Genomic DNA, 17,171 nt, shown 5'->3' with positions numbered 1-17,171 from the left:
TTGGAATGCGGTCGACGCCTGACGAACGCATAAGCTAGCTTGTTCCCGACCGCGATTTCACACGCAGCGTCCAACCTACTCCGCGGGCGAGTATTGCCCCACACGTTCGACATTCGCCCTTAACGGTTTGCGAGGTCGAGGCGACGGTGTCACGAGTGCGTCAGTAGTGAATCGTCAACGGCTCCGGATGTTCCTGTGTAATCACGCAACTGGACTCGACCGGCCAGCCAGCCGCCGTGAGCGGCGGGCTATAGCGCTGGCATTGTCCGTTGGTGCCCAACGTGTACGACGAGACGGTCAGGAGTTGCGAGTTCGTCTCGGGCGCGACATACACCGTGACGTCTGAGCCTTTCCGCACGGTGAATGCAGGCCGCGATGCAGTGGTGCTGGGAATGAGCGGCGCGCCGCTGCAATCGCTCGAATAGAACTGGTTCATGAAATACCATCCCCACATGAACTCGGTTGCCGAATAGACGATCTTGTTGCCGGTGCCCGAGACTTGCCGCCGCATGATCGGCACGAAGACCGGCGCCCCGTTCACGGACTGGAAGACACCCGCGCTGCCTCCCGCATACTTCAATACGCCGACTTCCGTCCCGTTCGCATCGAAGACGCGAAGTACGTGCCGATGATGATGATGGTGATGTTCGACTTCATCGGCAAACGACGTCATTGCGCCAGAGCACAGCAGCGTCAACAGAATCATTCTGCGCATGGCATGCACCTCGAGGCCATAGTCATCGTTCAGTGGGGACGCGCTTACGAAGTCCCTCGGCTAGCGTCACTGCGCTGGCGTGTTCCGGGTCGGAATCCGCACGGTGAGCGGCTCCGGATAGGCGCCGGTCAGCGAGAAGGTGCTTTCCGTCGGCCAGCCGTATTCCGTGACCGGCGCGTTCGATGCCGTGCAGGTAAAGGTCGGACCCGCCCGCACGGACCCGATCACGATTGGAGCGGAGTTAGTGGCAGGCGCGACGTATAGCGTGACGTCGTTGCCTAGCCGTATGGTGGTGGATGGCCGGATGCCTGTGGTTAGCGTGATGACCGGCGTGCCGCTGCAATCCGTCGAAGTGAAGTCGACTGCGTTCACACCCGACCATCTGAATTGCGTGGCCGAATAAACGGTGCGCGGACCGCCGTCGCCCGAGACGATCACACGCTCGATAGGCACGAAAGCGATAGCGCCGTTGACGGTCAGATAAACGCCCGGGCCGCCGTAATCGTCCAGTGGTCCGACGAATTTGCCTTGTGCGTCGAACACGAGGGGCGTCTCGCCCGCGAACGAAGCCGTCAGCTGCAGCAGCAAGAAGACTGAAACGACGAAAGCACGCATGTCTCCACCTCTTATGTCATTTGCGGGCATTGCCGAATGAGCAAGCGATCGGGCAACCGTATGCGTTAGCATAGAACGGCTTCGACGTATTGCAAAGTAAAAGAGTCAGAACGCACGAATGGGCTGACATATCGTCGAACGACGAGTCTTCTTTTGGCACGGTCGAACTATTCGACTATCGCCGATGCGCGCTTAGATGACCGAAGGAAGCACATTCGATACTGCTGCGCCGCACGAAAGACCGTCTCGACAAACGCTGGTCTGCTCGGCGGTATGGGTATCCCATGAAGACTGGCAACCGAGTTCTATACTGAACTGCGCAACGGGAGCCAGTCATGAAACAGCTAGTGCTTCTTTTCACCGCGTTGTGCGTTGCAACGCCGTTCGCTCTGGCGCAGTCGCATCCGAGCGCGGAGACGGACATGCGTGCGCCTCACAACAATCCGAAGCTGATGCCGAACGCGCCGCTCGGCAGCGAGTACCCTTCGCACGGCAACGTGCAGGCAGGCGAATTGAACCTGAATCCCGCCGATCCTCGCGCTCAGATGGTGAACGGCCTGCCCAACAATGCGAACGACGGCGGGTATGGCGCGCCGCTCGCCGGCAACAAGGCAAACGTCGCGCCGCGCGAGTGACCGTATTCGGTAGCGGTTCTACGCAAACGCTTCGACGGCCTCGTTCCCGGACCTGCTCAGACCCTGCCGCGCTTGCGCCGCCGGCATCGGTCGTCCGGTCAGGAAGCCCTGTACTTCATCGCATTCGTTGTCGGCGAGGAAGGCGAATTGCTCGATGGTCTCCACGCCCTCGGCAACGACGCGCATCCCCAACGTATGGGCCATCGCGAGCACTGCCTTCACGATGACCTCGTCGATCGTCGACTGACCGATGCCTTGAACGAACGACAAGTCGAGCTTGATGCAGTCGGGCTTGAACTCTCGAATGTAGTTGAGGCTCGAGAAGCCCGTGCCGAAGTCGTCGATCGCAATCGATACGCCCATTCGCCTGATCGCGTTGAGCGCGTTGAGCGCGGCCGGCGTCATCAACACGCTCTCGGTCACTTCGAGTTCGATATTGCGCGGACTGACGCCGACCTTCGCAAGCGTGCTCTGCACCGTGCTCGCGAAGTCCGAATGCAGAAACTGCATGGCCGACACGTTGATCGAAACGATGATGTCCGGATCGTCTCGCGCCCAGTCTCTGGCCTGAAGGCATGCCTGTTCGAACACCCACTCGCCTATCGGCACGATCAGCCCTTTTTCTTCCGCAAGCGGTATGAAGACAGCAGGACTGATGAGTCCGCGCTCACCGTCGAACCACCGCAACAGCGCTTCGTACGCGACCGGCTTGCTGCTCCCCAACGCAACGCGCGGTTGAAAAACCAGACGCAACGCATCGCTCTGTACCGCGCGACCGAGATGCTTGGTGAGCTCGACACGCTCTGCGTCGGCAGTCGCAATCGACTCGTCGTAGACCACGAGCGCGCTTTGGCGGGAACGCTTCGCGTAATACATCGCCGCGTCGGCGTAGCGAATCAGCGTGCCGGCGTCGACCGCGTGATCGGGAAATACCGCCACTCCGGCGCTCGCATTCGAAGCGACGCACTCACCGCCCACGCGCAGATTCGCATTCACTGAGGCATGCAGCGCCTTCGCCCTGCCGATCAGTTCTTCGACGCCCAAACGACCGAACAGCAGCGCGACGAACTCATCGCCCGCGAAACGCGCGACCACGTCCGACTCTCCGACGCTGCCCGATAATCGTCGGGCGACCTCCTTGATGACTTCATCGCCGCACACATGGCCGAGCGAATCGTTGATCTCCTTGAAGTTATCGAGGTCGATGAACAGGATCGCGATCTGACCGGCAGAACTCGAGGCCGTGCCGAGCATCTCTGTCAACCGTGCGTACAACGCGGATCGATTGAGCAAGCCGGTCAACGGATCGAGGCTTGCCTGCAACTGCAAACGCTCCTGGTCAATGATCCGGTCCGAGATGTCGCTGAAGACTGCGACGGTGTGCGTCGTTGCGCCATGTTCGTCGAGTACGGGCGAAATCTGACGCTGCGCCCAGAAACGCGATCCGTCTCGACGGCGGCCCTCGACGACCGCGGCCGCTTTCATGCGATCCGGGGTCGATGACGTCGCATCGAACGAAGCGGCGTCATTCATGCTTCCGGGCAGTACGTCGGCCGCTTCCTTGCCGAGAACATCCGCGACAGACAGCCCCGTCAGCCGCTGGAAGGCGGGGTTTGCATAGATCACTTGCGGAGCGTCCTCGCCCGCAGTGGCTTGCAGAAGGACGACGGCATTGTCCGACGCATCCAGCGCTCGGCTGCGAATCCTCAACTCCTGTCTTGCCAGTTCGTGCGCGCTGACGTCGGCGGCCGTGACGAAGCACGCTTCATGGCCGGCATAGTTCAGGAAATGGTACGAGACATCGACGTGAATGATCTGACCGTCGAGGCGCGTATGCCTGCGCACGCCGCCCGACCCTGCCGGCGCGCCCGACGCGACATACGTGTCGAGGTCTTGCCGAAATTGCTGTCTGTCCTCCGGCGGACGCAGGTCGTCGGCGGTAATCTGCATCAGCTCGCTGAGACTGCCTCCGTACTGACGCTGCGCCGCTGCGTTTGCCGTGAGCACGCGCCCCGTATGAATGTCGAAGATGAGCATTGCCAGCGGATGCTGCTCGAAGTATTCGATGAAGCGGTCATGTGCTTCACGCGCAACGATCCTGGCCGCGCTGCTGGCAAGCGATGCGCGATGCGCGATCACGAGTGCGTACGCGAGCATGATCAAACCCGTGGCGAGTGCGACGGCGAACGTGACCTTCTGCCGAACCAGTTGTGCTTCCGCCGCGAGTTGCATCGTTGCGAGCTTCGACCGCTGCGCCAGTTGCAGTTCCGAGAGCCCGTGCATGATCGACTGAAGCGTCTTGTTGGCCTTTTCCAGTTGCGTCGAATCGACGCTTCGGCTTGCGCCAGGACCGCGCGCGCTCGTCGCGGCCATGTCGAGTTGGGATGCCCAAAGGCTGGTATCGCTTCGCAACGTCGAGAGTTGATAGAGCGATGCCTCGTCGTCGCTCAGGAAGCGCTGAAGCAGGTCGTAAGAGCGCATGGCTTCGACGGCACGCGACACCGGCCAGGCGAGCGACCGGAACCGCGCGCTGCCGACGCCCGTGAGGAAGTCTGCATTCGCGTCGATGTGCAGATTGGCGATCAGCTCCAGTTGCGAACTGACCGTGAGCGCTTGTCGCAGCGCGTCCTCCTGCTGCGACCGCGATCTCGCGGCGAAGTAACACGTCAGCGCCGCGAACGATGCAACTGCAAACAGAAAGATGGCCGCTCCGAAAAGCCGGCCTCTTCTAGAGCCCCAAAGGCCCTGCACGAACCGCCCCACGTCTTTTTTCATTGCCACTTGCCGAATGCCATATCTCTTGTAGTGGTGCGCGTTGCGATGCGGTCAATGCGAATGCTGCATCGAATACGCACCTGACTCGCCCGACCGCCGAAGACCACTTGTGGAAAACGGCTTATCTCCGAACACTCTTATCGGCTGCCTACCCGTTTAGTTAAGTGGGGAGTTGTCCGTTTCGGTGGTGAAAGGACGCGCGAACGAGTAAATCGTGCCGGTCATGCACGCGATCATCGGTAAAACAGGGTTTTCATCAATGCGCGGAGCCGTTCCTTCCGACGATACTCAGTCACCACCTCTCGTCGGAGCACACCATGTCGCAAACGTTTCTCTCTCATCAGGAAATCTTTGAACGAAGCATCGAGCACCTTTTCGCGCAAGGGTCGGCTTCGCTGCTGCCGCGCGGAGGCGGTGCTTATCGAGGACGGTGCGGTGGCTGCCCCGTTGGCGCGTTGGTGCGGCCGGGCGACTATCGCACTGCCATGGAAGGCGTGCCGGTGCGCTTCATTCTCGCGGACCCGACGCGGGTGCCGGCTTATATGGATGTGGGCGTCGCCGCACTCAGGAAGGCGCTGCTGCGCGCAAGAATCAACGTGTTCTCCCAGGAAACCGTGGAGTTGTTGAGCTGCTTGCAAAACGTGCACGACGTTTTCGGCATCTGGGAGTGGGAAGACCGCCTGCGCTCCATCGCGCGCCAGTTCGGCTTGTCGGCCGAACGGTTGCAGCGCGCCGCCTAGCGAATCCGGGCAACGCATCATGAAAGACCTTACGGAAATCTTCCAGACGGTGCGGTCGCATCTGCTTGCGCAGCAGGCGCTTTCCGTGGATGACGACGGAACATGCCGTCTGCGCGGGCAAGACGGCCGCCGATGTGCAATCGGCATCCTGATCGATGACGCGCATTACGGTCATCCGCTGGAAGGCCTCGGAATCGGCTATTACAAGACGGGGCAAGACGGTCCGCTATTGCGCGCGCTGGCGATGTCCGGTGTCGACGTCTATCGGGCGGAAACGTTAGCGCTACTTCACGATCTCGAAGATCTGCATGATGAGGGCGACATCGCAGACTGGCCGCGCCAGCTTTCTGCCGTGGCCAAGCGTCACGCCATAGCGCTGACCGAAGACCCGATGGTATGACGGCGCAAGGCGCGGCGACAAGGCCGCGCCTTCATGCCCTTGCCTCGGCATGTCCTAATCGACGATAAGCAGTCAGATCCACCCCCAGTTCTGCGAATTCGGCGATCAACAAGAACCCTATAATCGCACGATACTACGCACCGCTCTCGAACTGACTGCGCGGCAAGCGTCCCGCTTTATCGCCCGTGCCGGGCAAAGAACATCAATATCGCGTCGAACGCATGCAAATCAAAAACTCCAAACGGTGGGCGCCGCGCGGAGCAAAGAGGTGGCTCATCGCCGGAGCAGCACTTTTTGCCGCCGGCGTCATCAGAACGATGCTGCACCCGTTGCTCGGCCCCGTCATGCCGGGCGCGGCCTTCCTGATCGCTGCGGCGCTCGTTCAGTATTACTGCGGCCTTGCGCCCGCCTCGTTCGTGATGTTGGCGGGACTCGTGATCGCCGACTATCTGTTCGTCCCGCCCTACGGCCGCATCGACGTCATCGACGCATCCGACCTCCGGCTCCTCATCTCCTATCCGCTCATCACGATCGTCGTCATCACGCTGATCGAGCGCTTGCGACGCGCGCAGTATCGCGCGGAGTTGCTCGCGGCGGTCGCGCAGTCGCGCTACGAAATGCTGCTGCGTCACGACAACGAGCGGCTCATCGCGCGTCGCGCCACGGACGAGATGCATCGCATGCTGCATCACATCGCGCAATACAATCGCTCGCTCGTCGTCATCAAGGCGCTGGACCCGGCGAACGGCGTGTCGCCCGGCAGCCTGGTGGCGGCGGCCGCGACCGCTACGCGCAATGGCGTCATCGACGACACATCGTTCGGCTCGGGCATCGCGTTCGGTACGAAGCATGCCGAGGCGCATGAAGAGGACCTCGCGCGCGTAAGCGTTCGCCTGACGCCGGGGCATCACCGAATCCGTTTCCGGTCCGGCGGCCGCGACGACTGGCAACCCGTCGAGTGCGTGTGCGAGCGCTTCGTCACGCCGTCGGGCGACTTCCTGATCCTGCGAGCCGAAGACTGACTATGAAGACGCCCGAGTTCTCGCCGGCACACGGCCACGATCACGCCGTTCTGCTTTTGCACGGCCTTTCCAGTTCGCCGCTCGAACTGCGTTTCCTCGCGCGCTTTCTCGCCGATGAAGGTTTCGCGACGCATACGCCGGAACTGCGCGGATACAGCGCGGGCACCGGGCACGAAACGATGGAACGGTGGATCGACGCGGCCGTTCAGGAATTCGACGCGCTCGCGGCGCGCTATCGCCACGTCTCCGTATGCGGGCTCTCGATGGGCGCGACGCTCGCAGCCGCCGTCGCGCAACGACGCCCGGACGCGCGCGCCTTGTTGCTGCTGTCGGTCACGCTCGACTACGACGGCTGGGCGATACCGTGGTACCGCTTCCTGCTGAACTACCTGTACTACACGCCGTTGCGCTCGCGCTACCGCTATCGCGAAGAGGAGCCGTACGGCTTGCGCAACGAGGCGTTGCGCTCGAAGATCGCGCGGGCGATGCAGAAGAATCAGATCAGCGAAGTCGGTCCCGCGTCCATCGCCATGCCGGCGCTGCACGAAGCGAGCCGCCTCGCTCACGCGGTGCGCAAGGAGCTCAAGGGCATCACGACGGACTGCCTCATCATTCACGCCATCGACGACGAGACGTCGAGCCCGCATAACGCGCGCTTCGTCGGCAAGAACGTCGGGGCGTCGTTCCTCCGCACGATCTGGCTCGACGATTCATACCACATGATCACATCGGATAACGAGCGCGAAGTCGTCGCGCGGGAATGCGCGCTCTTCTTGCGCGAAAGCGCGGCGGCGTCGGAATCGAACCATGCGCCGACGCTGGTCGTGTCGCGCGCACTCGCGCGACGTTTGCGGCAATTGGCGACCGTTGCGAGGAAAGCATGAATCGCACGCTCGCGGTCGCGGCGGCACTCGCCCTCGTGCTAACGGATACTGCGTACGCGGCGGACGCTGACGGGCCGCCGCCCGCCAGTGACTGGAAGGTGTCGATCGGGCCGGGCCTGTATGTCTTTCCGAAGTATCCCGGCTCGTCGAAATTGCAGGTACTGCCGTTCCCGGTTCAGGACATATCGTGGAAGGAACGGATCTTCTCGCAAGGCCCGGACGTGCTCGGCGTGAATGCGTTGAAGGGCGAGAACTATCATGTCGGTGCGTCGCTGAGTTTCGACTTTCAATCGCGCTCCGCTTCCGACGACAAGCGGCTGAAGGGCTTGCCTGATGTTCACTACGGCCCGAAGCTGCGGCTTTTTGCGGACTACACGTGGTGGGCGTTCACCGGCGCGGCTGCGGTCTATCAGGACATCGCCGGAACGGGGCAAGGTCTCACCGCGATGACGGATCTCTATATGTCGGCTCCGTTGGGCAAGCTCTTGCTCTCCGTCGGGCCGGGCCTGACGTGGGCGAACGCAGCTTATACGAGGACCTTCTTCGGCGTCAGCGCACAGGAAAGCGCCGCGTCGGGCTTGCCTCAGTACACGACGGGTTCCCGGCTTACGCGATATTCACCTCGGCCTGAACGCCACGTACACGATGAACGCTCACTGGTCCGCCGACGTGACGGCGCAAATCGGACGGCTCGAAAAATACGCCGGCGGCAGTCCGATCACTGAGCGCCGTCTCGATCTCAACGGGATGGCGTCTGTTTCATATCGCTTCTGATGCCGCGATGCGAGCGATAGCCGCGCGAGACTAGGCGTTGCGTTGCGCTTCCAGATGCCGCAGCAGCTTGCCCACCATCCATACGACGGTCAGCCCGACCAGCACGAAGAACGCTGCGAGCGGCGTCAACACTTGCACGGAGACGAAGCCCGCGAGTCCCATCATCGCCGACGACACGAGCAGGAGCGCGCAACCCAGAATGGCACTCGTGAGTCCCGCGATGTGCGGGAACAGCGAATTGCCTTTCGCCATGAGCGTCGGATACATCGCGCCGGCGCAAAAGCCCATGACGAGCACGGGCAGAGCGAGCGTCCATACGCGAAGGCCTACGGTCAACGCGAGCAGCAGCATGACGGCCGACGCAGCCGCCATCGTCCATGAGCCGATGCGCAGCCGCGCTTCCGCGCTCGGCAGACGCGGACCATGCACGCGGTTCGACAGACCGCCGAAGAAGTACATCATGCCGATGCCGAGCGCGAGATAACCGAAGTACGTCGGCGGCTTGTGCAGCGTGTTCTGCACCATGAACGGTCCGACGATATTGAACACGAGCAGAATGCTGTAGCACAGGCCCTGCGCGAGAAAGCAGCTCTGAAACACCGGACTCGCGAGCACCTTGCCCGCGTTCGCCATCAGCGTGCGCGGCTCGAGCCGCACCGGCCGCCGCAAGGTCTCGCGATAACGCCACACGAGCGCCCACATCACGATCGAATAGATAAGCAGGAAGACGAGGCACGCCTTCCAGCCGAACGCGGTTTGCAGATGCGCGCCGATCACAGGCGCGACAATCGGCGCGAGCCCCCACGCGATCGACATATACGTGAACGCGTGCATCAACGCATGGCCCGAGAACGAATCGGTGATGATGGCCTTGGCGAGCAGGTTCGTCGCCGCAATGCCAAAGCCTTGCAGGCAGCGCGCGATGAGAAACGTTTCGAGGTTCGTCGCGGCGAGCGACAGCAGGCAGCCGAGCGTGAAGACCACGAGCCCGAACGCGAGCACGCGCTTGCGGCCGTATGCGTCCGCCACCGGTCCGAGCGTCAGTTGGCCGAGCGCGTAGGCCGCCATGTAGCCCGAAACGCTCGACTGGATCGCCTGCGGCGAGGTCGCGAAATAGCGCGCCATCGCGGGCAGCGCGGGCACGTAAATGTCGATGGCAAGCTGCCCGGCCGATGCGAACAGACACACGAGGAACAGCAGAAAGCGCGGCGAGTTCGCCGGGCGCGCGGCGACGAATGCGCCGTCCGGTTGAGCAGGGTTCATGAAAGCGACGAAAGCGACGATAGGGCGGATGCCGTGACGAGGCATCCGCCGGTTCAGATGGAGTGAAGCGAGAAGCGGCGTCAGCGCGTATTCTGCCTGTCATCGCGCGATGCCGCCGAACACGCAACGTCCGTTATGCGCCGCTGCGGTTCGCGGCGACGCGTTGCGCGTCGGCATCGCGGGTCGATCCTTTCGCCGGACGCCCCGCCCAGTGGCCCGCGAGCATGGAGCCCGACAGGTTGTGCCACACCGAAAAGAGCGCACCGGGCAGCGCGGCGATCGGCGTGAAGTACAGCTTGCCGAGCGTCGCGGCGAGGCCCGAGTTCTGCATGCCCACTTCGATCGCCAGCGTGCGGCAAACGGCTTCGTCGAAACCGAGCAGACGCCCGCCCCAGTAGCCGCCGAGCAATCCGATGCCGTTGTGCAGCACCACCCCCAGCGCGACGACGACGCCGACCGACGCAATGCTTTTCTGCGTTCCGCCGACCACCGCCGCGATGATCAGCAGAATCGACACCATCGACACGAGCGGCAGCACCGGCTCGATCTTGCGCACCAGCTTGCCGAAGAAATGATTCACGATCAGCCCGACGATGATCGGCAGCGCGACGATCTGCAAGATGCTCATGAGCATGCCGTGGACATCGACGGCGATGGACGCATCGACATAAAGGCGCGTGAGCAGCGGCGTCGCGAATACGCCGACGAGCGTCGAGAGCGCGCTGATCGTGACCGAGAGCGCGACGTCGCCGCGCGCCAGATAGATCATCACGTTCGACGCCGTGCCGCTCGCGACGCTGCCGACGAGCACCATGCCCGCGGTGAGATCGGGCGGCATACGCAGCGCCTTCGCGATGACCCAGGCGGCGAGCGGCATCACGAGATAGTGCAGCACGATGCCGGCGACGACCGGCGCGGGACGCGTGAACACGCGCCGGAAATCGTCGATGGAAAGCGTCACGCCCATCGACAGCATGATGATGGTGAGCAGCGTCGTCACGTGCGGCGCGATGCCTACGACCGATGACGGCGAGAAGTACGCGGCAACCGAAGCAAGTACGGCCCAAAGCGGAAAAAGACGGGTAATGCGGGCAAGCATGTGGTGCGGTCCTCGAATGTCGTGGCGTGTGTGTTCTGGGCGAACGTCGAGCGCAGCAGCCGGCGCGTGATGCCCGAAGGCGTCGCGGCGATACGGTCTGCTGGCGTCGGATGGCGAAGCGCGGCATGGGTCGCGGGCCGCGCGTGGGACAAATGCTTGCCTTCGTGGGGCGGATGCCCGTTGACGATGCCGCGCCGCGCGGGTCACGCGCGACGCGGTCAATTGGCGGGCAAGGCCCGTATTTTACCGGCGCCCGCCCGAAGTTCGCGCACCGCCCCTGACAGGCGATGCGGATTCAGCGCGTCGACTCGATGGCTGCGGCGCTCAGATCGGTCGGAAAGCAGTGGGGATGCTCGAATCCCATAGGCGAGGCGCCCGTCGAATAGATGATGTTGTCGGTGTTGTTCGGGCCCTGCCCGCGCGGCACGTTGCCGAGTCCCGCGAGCTTGCGCATGCGGTATGCAATCGCATGATCCGCGCAGGCGCTGTCGCCGCTCACGCCGAGACCGCCGATCACCTTTCCGCCCGCATAGAGCGCCACGCCGCCGCCGAAGGTGATCACGCCGCCGAGCGTGCGCCCGATGCCGCTGCCCTGTTCCAGGAAGCGCGCATCGAATGGATTCGAGTTGTTCAGACCGTAGAGCGAGCCGCCCGGCTGCGTGGCCGCGTAGAGATTCGCCGTGGAGAGCGCGAGCGCATCGTTGGAAAAGCCGTTCGCCGTGTAGGCCTTCGCAATTGCGATGGCGCGGCTGCCGGGCCACGCGTCGCCCGTCTTGATGACCGAACACAGGTGTCCTTCGCGATCCACGACCGCGGCCCACATGCGGTTCGGCTTGAAGATGCCGCCGTTGCCGTCGCTCATATTGACGACTTTGGCCAGTTGATTCTCGACCAGCGAGACGGTTCCTTGCGGAAGCGTGCAGCGTCCCTGCGGATAGTCGTCGTTGCCGTGCGCGTGAGCGAGCGGCGACACGACTGCAACGGACATTGCGGCGGCCAACGAGTAAGACGCGATCATGCGCATGGCGATTCTCCCGACGTATTTACGATTTAACGACACGAGTGAAGCACTAAACCGATCGCTGCCTAACAAGATAGGATGCCTTAGTGAATAGAACGAATGTTGTTTCTTCGTCGTAAACCCTGAACGAAGAAGGGCGCGCTGCCAGCGCACGGCTCGCCGAAAGCGCGCTGTAATCGGAAGAAAGTCAGCCCGACACCGACGCTTCCACCACGGCGAGATAGGCCGCCAGCGCCCGCTTGACCTCGCGCAGATAACGCTTCGCGAGTTGCACGTCGCCCATCGCGGGACGCAGCTTGATGGCGAGCGCGCCGCTCGCGAGCGCGCGCAACATGTCGACGTAGAGCGCGCGCTCGGCGGGCTTCACGCTCGCCATACGCACGTCGATCACCTTGCGCAGCGTGCCGGACTCGCGCTTGGTCTTGTCGTCGTGCGGCATGACGGACATGAGGATGAGGCAGTCCGGGTGCTGCTCCAGATACGTGATGTAAGGCGTCATGATGCGGTCGATGACCGCCTCCGACGACAACGTGCGCCACGTGTCGGTGTCGATCTTATCGAGCGCGTCGTCGATCTCGCCCATCGCTGCCTTGTGACGGTCCCAGAGCGCGCTCAAGAGACTCTCGCGGTCCGGAAAGAAGTGATACATCGAGCCGATCGGCGTCTGCGCGCTGCGTGCCACGCCATGCATGGTCACGCCGGCGAGACCTTTTTCCACGATCAGATCGGCCGTCGCGTCGAGCACCGATTCGATGCGCGCGCGCCCGCGCGCCTGCAATGGCGAACGCGCGCTGCTGGCGCGTTCAGGCGCATGCGGGTCGTGATCGTGTGGCTTCGTCATCGGGTCTCCAATTGTCGAACGAAACTAGACGCATGCGTCTACAATCATGCATACTAGACGATGCCGTCTAGTTTGGCGAGCGTGCCGCACGAATGTCGCGGCCGCGCCATCGGATGCAGTTTCATTACGGCCGCCTTGCAGCGCGGTCTTATCGAAGTTGGAGAAATCATGGCAGTTACTGCGCCTGCACAGGGCGGCGAATCGAGCGAATCGACCCAACGCAAGTCGTCGCGGCGACGCGTGCTGTTGCTCATCGTCGGCATCATCGCCATTGTCGCGGGCCTGATCTGGGGGCTGCGCTGGTGGACGGTCGGCCGCTTCATCGAGAGCACGGACGACGCGTATCTTCAGGCAGACAGCGTGACCATCGCGCCGAAAGTAGCCGGTTACGTGACCGACGTGCTCGTCGCCGACAATCAGGCGGTGGCGGCGGGCGCACCGCTCGCGAGGCTCGATACGCGCCAGTATCAGGCGTCGCTCGATCAGGCCAAGGCCACGCTGGATGCGCGCGCCGCCGATATCCAGCGCGCCGAGGCGGAACTCAAGCAGCAGCACGCCAATGCCGATCAAGCCAAAGCGCAAGCCGAGGTATCGCGCGTGAGCCTCGCGCATGCCGAAGACGACGTGCGCCGTTATCGGCCGCTCGTCGCCACCGGAGCGGAAACCGAGGAGCGGCTCGCGAGTCTCGTGAGCACGCGCGATCAGGCCCGCGCCACGCTCGCCGCGAATCTGGCTGCGGCGCGCGCGGCGGCCACGCAAATCGGCGCGACCGAAGCGCAGATCGTGCAGGCCCGCGCGCAGATGGAAGCCGCAGAGGCGCAGATGAATCAATCGAAGCTCGATCTCAACGACACCACGCTGTATAGCCCGCTCGCCGGGCGCGTCGGCGACCGCACCGTGCGCGTCGGCCAATACGTGCAGCCGGGCACGCGTCTGATGACGGTCGTGCCGGTGCAGAGCGTGTATCTCGAAGCGAACTTCAAGGAAACGCAGGTGGGCCGCATGCGCGTCGGCCAGCCGGCGACGCTGCATGTCGATGCGCTGAAGGGCACCGAGCTGCACGGCGTCGTCGAGAGCTTCTCGCCCGGCACCGGCGCTCAGTTCGCGCTGTTGCCGCCGGAGAACGCCACAGGCAACTTCACGAAGATCGTGCAGCGCGTGCCGGTGCGCATTCGCATCGACACGGGGCCGCAAACGCGTCAGGTCCTGCTGCCGGGGCTGTCCGTGACCGTCGACGTGGACACGAAGTCGGCCACCGATGACAGCAAGCGCATCGCAGCCGAGAATCGCCATGACTGAGGCCAGCGCGAACGCGCCCGCACACGCCACCGCGACGGACTGGATCGCCGTGACCGCCGGCGCGCTCGGCGCGCTGATGGCCACGCTCGACATCTCCATCACGAACTCGGCGCTGCCGCAGATTCAAGGCGAAATCGGCGCGACCGGCACCGAAGGCACGTGGATCTCCACCGGCTATCTGATGTCGGAGATCGTGATGATCCCGCTCGCCGCGTGGCTCACGCGCGTCTTCGGGCTGCGCAATTTCCTGCTCGGCAACGCGGTGCTCTTTACGATGTTCTCGGCCATGTGCGGCCTTTCGCATTCGCTGCCGATGATGGTGGCCGGCCGCATCGGTCAGGGCTTCACCGGCGGCGCGATGATTCCCACGGCGCAGACCATCATCCGCACGCGGCTGCCGCGCGAGCAGATGCCGGTGGGCATGACCATCTTCGGCCTGATCGTGCTGCTCGGGCCGCTCATGGGGCCGGTGGTCGGCGGCTGGCTCGCGGAAAACATCTCGTGGTCGTGGTGCTTCTTTCTCAACTTGCCGGTGGGCGTCGCGCTCGTTGCGCTCCTGCTTTCCGGCTTGCCCTCCGAGAAGTCCCAGTGGGACGCGTTCTTCAAGGCCGACTGGATCGGCATTGCAGGTCTCGCTATCGGGCTCAGTTCGCTCACGGTCGTGCTCGAAGAAGGTCAGCGCAATCAGTGGTTCGAATCGAGCGAGATCGTGCTGCTCTCGTGCGTCGCCGCGTTCGGCATGGTGTTGATCGCCGTGTCGCAGGTGATTGCAAAGCGCCCTATCGTGCGGCTCTCGCTCTTGCGCAATCCGCGCTACGCGAGCGTCATTCTGATCGTCTTCGCCGTCGGCGCCGGGCTCTATTGCGTGTCGTTTCTGCTGCCGCAGTTTCTGAGCATCGTGGCCGGTTACAACGCGCTGCAGTCGGGCTCCATCATGCTGGTTTCCGGCGTGCCCGCGTTTCTCATCATGCCCGTGTTGCCGCGCCTGCTCGGCAAGGTGGACTCGCGCGTGCTCGTCATCGCGGGCCTGCTCTGCTTCGCGGGAAGCTGCCTGCTGGACATTTCGCTGACCGCGCAGAGCGTGGGCCACGACTTCTTCTGGTCGCAGATTCTGCGCGGCATCGGCCAGATGCTCGCGATGATGCCGCTGAATCAGGCGTCGATGGCCGCCGTGTCCCGCGAAGAATCGGGCGATGCGGCCGGACTCTACAACATGGCGCGCAATCTCGGCGGCTCGGTCGGGCTCGCGATTCTCGGCACGGTGATCGACCGGCGCAATGACTTTCATAGCGCGGCCATCCGCGAATCCGTGACGGCGAATTCGGTCATCGGCCAGGAGCGCATGGCCGCCAGCGCGGCGAGCTTCTTCGCGCAGACCGGCGACATGGCCCACGCGAAGTTGCAGGCGCTCGGGCAACTCTCGATGCAAATCGGCCAGCAAGCCGTCGTCATGACGTACTCCGAAACGTTTTATGTGCTCGCCATCGCGCTGCTCGCCTGCCTGCCGCTCGCGATGTTGCTGAAAACGCCGTCGTTCAAACCCGGCGAAGCGCCGTCCGCCGGACACTGAAGCAATGAATTCTCACACGATGTCCCGTTCTCCTTCTGGTTTCACGCGCCTGCTGCCGCTCACGGCCCTCGCGCTCGCGGCATGCACCGTCGGGCCCGACTATCGCGGCGCGCCCGAGGTCGCCGCGCAATCGGTGCAAAGCGGCGCGTTCGTTCGCGCGCCGTCGCAGGGCGTGCTCGCCACGCACGCGCCGGCCGCATGGTGGCGCTCGCTCAACGACCCGCAGCTCGACGCGTTGATCGACGCCGCGCTCGCCGGCAATCTCGACGTGAAGATCGCGCAGGCGCGTTTGCGCCAAGCGCGCTCGCAATTGCGCGGGGAACGCGCGAACGCATTGCCGAAGGCATCGGCGTCTGCGGCGGCGTTGCGCATGCGCTCGCCTGACACCGCGATCCTCGGCGGATCGGAAGGCTCGGGCGGCCGTGGCCCGCTCGACTTCTACACCGTCGGCTTCGATGCATCGTGGGAGATCGACCTCTTCGGCGGCACGCGCCGCGCGATCGAAGCGGCATCGGGCGAAGCGGAAGCCGTGCAGGCCGATCTCGCCGATACGCAAGTGTCGCTGGCCGCCGAGGTCGCGTCCGCCTATATCGACTTGCGCGACGAGCAAGAGCGGCTCGCGCTCGCGCAGCGCACCGCCGATGACCAACAGCAGATGCTCACGTTGACCGAGCAGCGACGCGCACGCGGCACGGCGGCCGAAGTGGATGTCGAGCGCCTGAACACGCAGGTCAATACGACGCGCGCGACGCTCGTGCCCCTGCAAGTGCAGATCACCGATTCGCTGGATCAACTCGCGGTGCTGACGGGCCGCGCGCCCGGCGCGCTCGATGCCGAACTCGCGCAGCCCGCGCCGCTGCCAGCGCTGCCCGCGTCGGTTCCGATCGGCGATCCCGCGACGATGTTGCAGCAGCGCCCGGACATTCGCGCGGCGGAGCGGCGTCTCGCGTCGAGCAACGCGCAGATCGGCGAGCATATCGCGGATTATTTTCCGAAGGTCTCGCTGCTCGGCGATATCGGTTTCTCGGCGGCAGAACCGGGGCATCTCATTCGCAAGGAGAACTTCTCGTGGCTGGGCGTGCCGTATCTGCAATGGAACGTGCTCGACTTCGGCCGCACGGCGGCGAGCGTCGATGCAGCGAAGGCATCGCGTGACGAAGCCGAGGCCCGTTACGGCAAAACCGTGCTCGCCGCGCTGAAGGACGCGAACTCGGCGCTTTCACGCTATGGCAACCAGCGCGAGCATGTCGTGCGGCTGCAGGAAGTGCAGGCGTCGTCGGAGCGGTCGGCTACGCTCGTGCGTCAACGGTACACGGCGGGCGTTTCCACGCTCATCGACTTGCTCGACGCACAGCGCACCGAGTTCGCCGCGCAACAGGACGTGGTCGCGGCGCGCGCCGAGTTGCTCAAGGATTTCGTGTCGCTGCAAAAGAGTCTCGGCCTCGGCTGGCAGCAAGCGTCGGATTCGGCTTCCTGACCGACGCATTCGATTGCTCTGCGGAATGCATCTTGCGGCAG

Annotated in this window: 15 protein-coding genes and 1 pseudogene; 9 read left to right on the top strand and 7 right to left on the bottom strand. The window is 63.7% G+C overall.

The window, feature by feature from the left end; all coding sequences use genetic code 11:
• Nucleotides 1–160 precede the first annotated feature (160 nt).
• The gene (locus LDZ26_RS22250) at nucleotides 161–715 is read right to left on the bottom strand and encodes a hypothetical protein (RefSeq protein ID WP_244850801.1); all 555 of its coding nucleotides are present in this window, start codon (nucleotides 713–715) and stop codon (nucleotides 161–163) included.
• A 66-nt stretch (nucleotides 716–781) separates the two neighbouring features.
• Nucleotides 782–1,330, bottom strand: a complete 549-nt coding sequence (locus tag LDZ26_RS22245; RefSeq protein ID WP_244850800.1) for a hypothetical protein — start codon at nucleotides 1,328–1,330, stop codon at nucleotides 782–784.
• 335 nt (nucleotides 1,331–1,665) lie between these two features.
• Between LDZ26_RS22245 and LDZ26_RS22240 the strand changes: the two genes are divergently transcribed.
• A complete protein-coding gene (locus LDZ26_RS22240; protein WP_244850799.1) occupies nucleotides 1,666–1,965 on the top strand; it encodes a hypothetical protein in 300 nt (99 codons plus the stop codon).
• Between the two features lie 18 nt (nucleotides 1,966–1,983).
• Here the strand turns inward: LDZ26_RS22240 and LDZ26_RS22235 are convergent, their stop codons facing one another.
• Entirely contained in the window at nucleotides 1,984–4,740 is a 2,757-nt protein-coding gene (locus LDZ26_RS22235) for a bifunctional diguanylate cyclase/phosphodiesterase (protein WP_244850798.1), read from the bottom strand.
• A gap of 317 nt (nucleotides 4,741–5,057) precedes the next feature.
• Here LDZ26_RS22235 and LDZ26_RS22230 point away from each other — a divergent pair, with 317 nt between their 5' ends.
• The 5 genes and pseudogenes from LDZ26_RS22230 (at nucleotide 5,058) to LDZ26_RS22210 (ending at nucleotide 8,560) form a co-directional block, all read left to right on the top strand.
• Nucleotides 5,058–5,480 carry a hypothetical protein gene (locus LDZ26_RS22230; protein ID WP_244850797.1) on the top strand — a complete coding sequence of 141 codons (423 nt, stop codon included), beginning with the start codon at nucleotides 5,058–5,060 and terminating at the stop codon, nucleotides 5,478–5,480.
• Between the two features lie 19 nt (nucleotides 5,481–5,499).
• Nucleotides 5,500–5,880: a hypothetical protein gene (locus tag LDZ26_RS22225; RefSeq protein WP_244850796.1), complete on the top strand. Its 381-nt coding sequence runs from the start codon at nucleotides 5,500–5,502 to the stop codon at nucleotides 5,878–5,880.
• A 221-nt stretch (nucleotides 5,881–6,101) separates the two neighbouring features.
• Nucleotides 6,102–6,902 carry a DUF4118 domain-containing protein gene (locus LDZ26_RS22220; RefSeq protein WP_244850795.1) on the top strand — a complete coding sequence of 267 codons (801 nt, stop codon included), beginning with the start codon at nucleotides 6,102–6,104 and terminating at the stop codon, nucleotides 6,900–6,902.
• Nucleotides 6,903–6,904: 2 nt separating this feature from the next.
• Nucleotides 6,905–7,786, top strand: coding sequence for a carboxylesterase (locus LDZ26_RS22215; RefSeq protein WP_244850794.1), 882 nt, complete (start codon nucleotides 6,905–6,907; stop codon nucleotides 7,784–7,786).
• Nucleotides 7,783–8,560 (top strand): annotated as a pseudogene (locus LDZ26_RS22210) (MipA/OmpV family protein). The gene LDZ26_RS22215 and the pseudogene LDZ26_RS22210 overlap by 4 nt, the downstream one beginning before the upstream one ends.
• 30 nt (nucleotides 8,561–8,590) lie before the next feature.
• Here the strand turns inward: LDZ26_RS22210 and LDZ26_RS22205 are convergent.
• The 4 genes from LDZ26_RS22205 to LDZ26_RS22190 all read right to left on the bottom strand — a co-directional run bounded on the left by LDZ26_RS22205 (nucleotide 8,591) and on the right by LDZ26_RS22190 (nucleotide 12,784).
• A complete protein-coding gene (locus LDZ26_RS22205) occupies nucleotides 8,591–9,823 on the bottom strand; it encodes a multidrug effflux MFS transporter (RefSeq protein ID WP_244850793.1) in 1,233 nt (410 codons plus the stop codon).
• 133 nt (nucleotides 9,824–9,956) lie between these two features.
• On the bottom strand, nucleotides 9,957–10,922 hold the full coding sequence (locus LDZ26_RS22200) for a bile acid:sodium symporter family protein (protein ID WP_244850792.1): 966 nt from the start codon (nucleotides 10,920–10,922) through the stop codon (nucleotides 9,957–9,959).
• A 295-nt stretch (nucleotides 10,923–11,217) separates the two neighbouring features.
• Nucleotides 11,218–11,946 (bottom strand): heme-binding protein, encoded by a 729-nt coding sequence (locus tag LDZ26_RS22195; protein WP_244850791.1) that lies wholly within the window; start codon nucleotides 11,944–11,946, stop codon nucleotides 11,218–11,220.
• Between the two features lie 184 nt (nucleotides 11,947–12,130).
• Nucleotides 12,131–12,784 carry a TetR/AcrR family transcriptional regulator gene (locus LDZ26_RS22190; RefSeq protein WP_244850790.1) on the bottom strand — a complete coding sequence of 218 codons (654 nt, stop codon included), beginning with the start codon at nucleotides 12,782–12,784 and terminating at the stop codon, nucleotides 12,131–12,133.
• 168 nt (nucleotides 12,785–12,952) lie between these two features.
• On the opposite strand from LDZ26_RS22190, the gene LDZ26_RS22185 reads away from it, so the two are divergent.
• From LDZ26_RS22185 to LDZ26_RS22175, 3 genes are read left to right on the top strand one after another with little or no spacing between them, the layout of a single operon-like run.
• The gene (locus tag LDZ26_RS22185; protein ID WP_244850789.1) at nucleotides 12,953–14,083 is read left to right on the top strand and encodes an HlyD family secretion protein; all 1,131 of its coding nucleotides are present in this window, start codon (nucleotides 12,953–12,955) and stop codon (nucleotides 14,081–14,083) included.
• Complete coding sequence (locus LDZ26_RS22180; protein ID WP_244850788.1) at nucleotides 14,076–15,653, top strand: MDR family MFS transporter; 1,578 nt, start codon at nucleotides 14,076–14,078, stop codon at nucleotides 15,651–15,653. Before LDZ26_RS22185 ends, LDZ26_RS22180 begins: the two co-directional genes overlap by 8 nt.
• Nucleotides 15,654–15,672: 19 nt before the next feature.
• Nucleotides 15,673–17,130, top strand: coding sequence for an efflux transporter outer membrane subunit (locus LDZ26_RS22175; RefSeq protein WP_244850787.1), 1,458 nt, complete (start codon nucleotides 15,673–15,675; stop codon nucleotides 17,128–17,130).
• The last annotated feature ends 41 nt before the right edge of the window (nucleotides 17,131–17,171 follow it).

The sequence above is a fragment of the Caballeronia sp. SL2Y3 genome (assembly GCF_022879575.1).
In the GTDB taxonomy this organism is placed as follows: domain Bacteria; phylum Pseudomonadota; class Gammaproteobacteria; order Burkholderiales; family Burkholderiaceae; genus Caballeronia.
The sequence above is the reverse complement of the archived record's forward strand: the minus strand, read 5'-3'. Positions and strand labels throughout refer to the sequence as shown.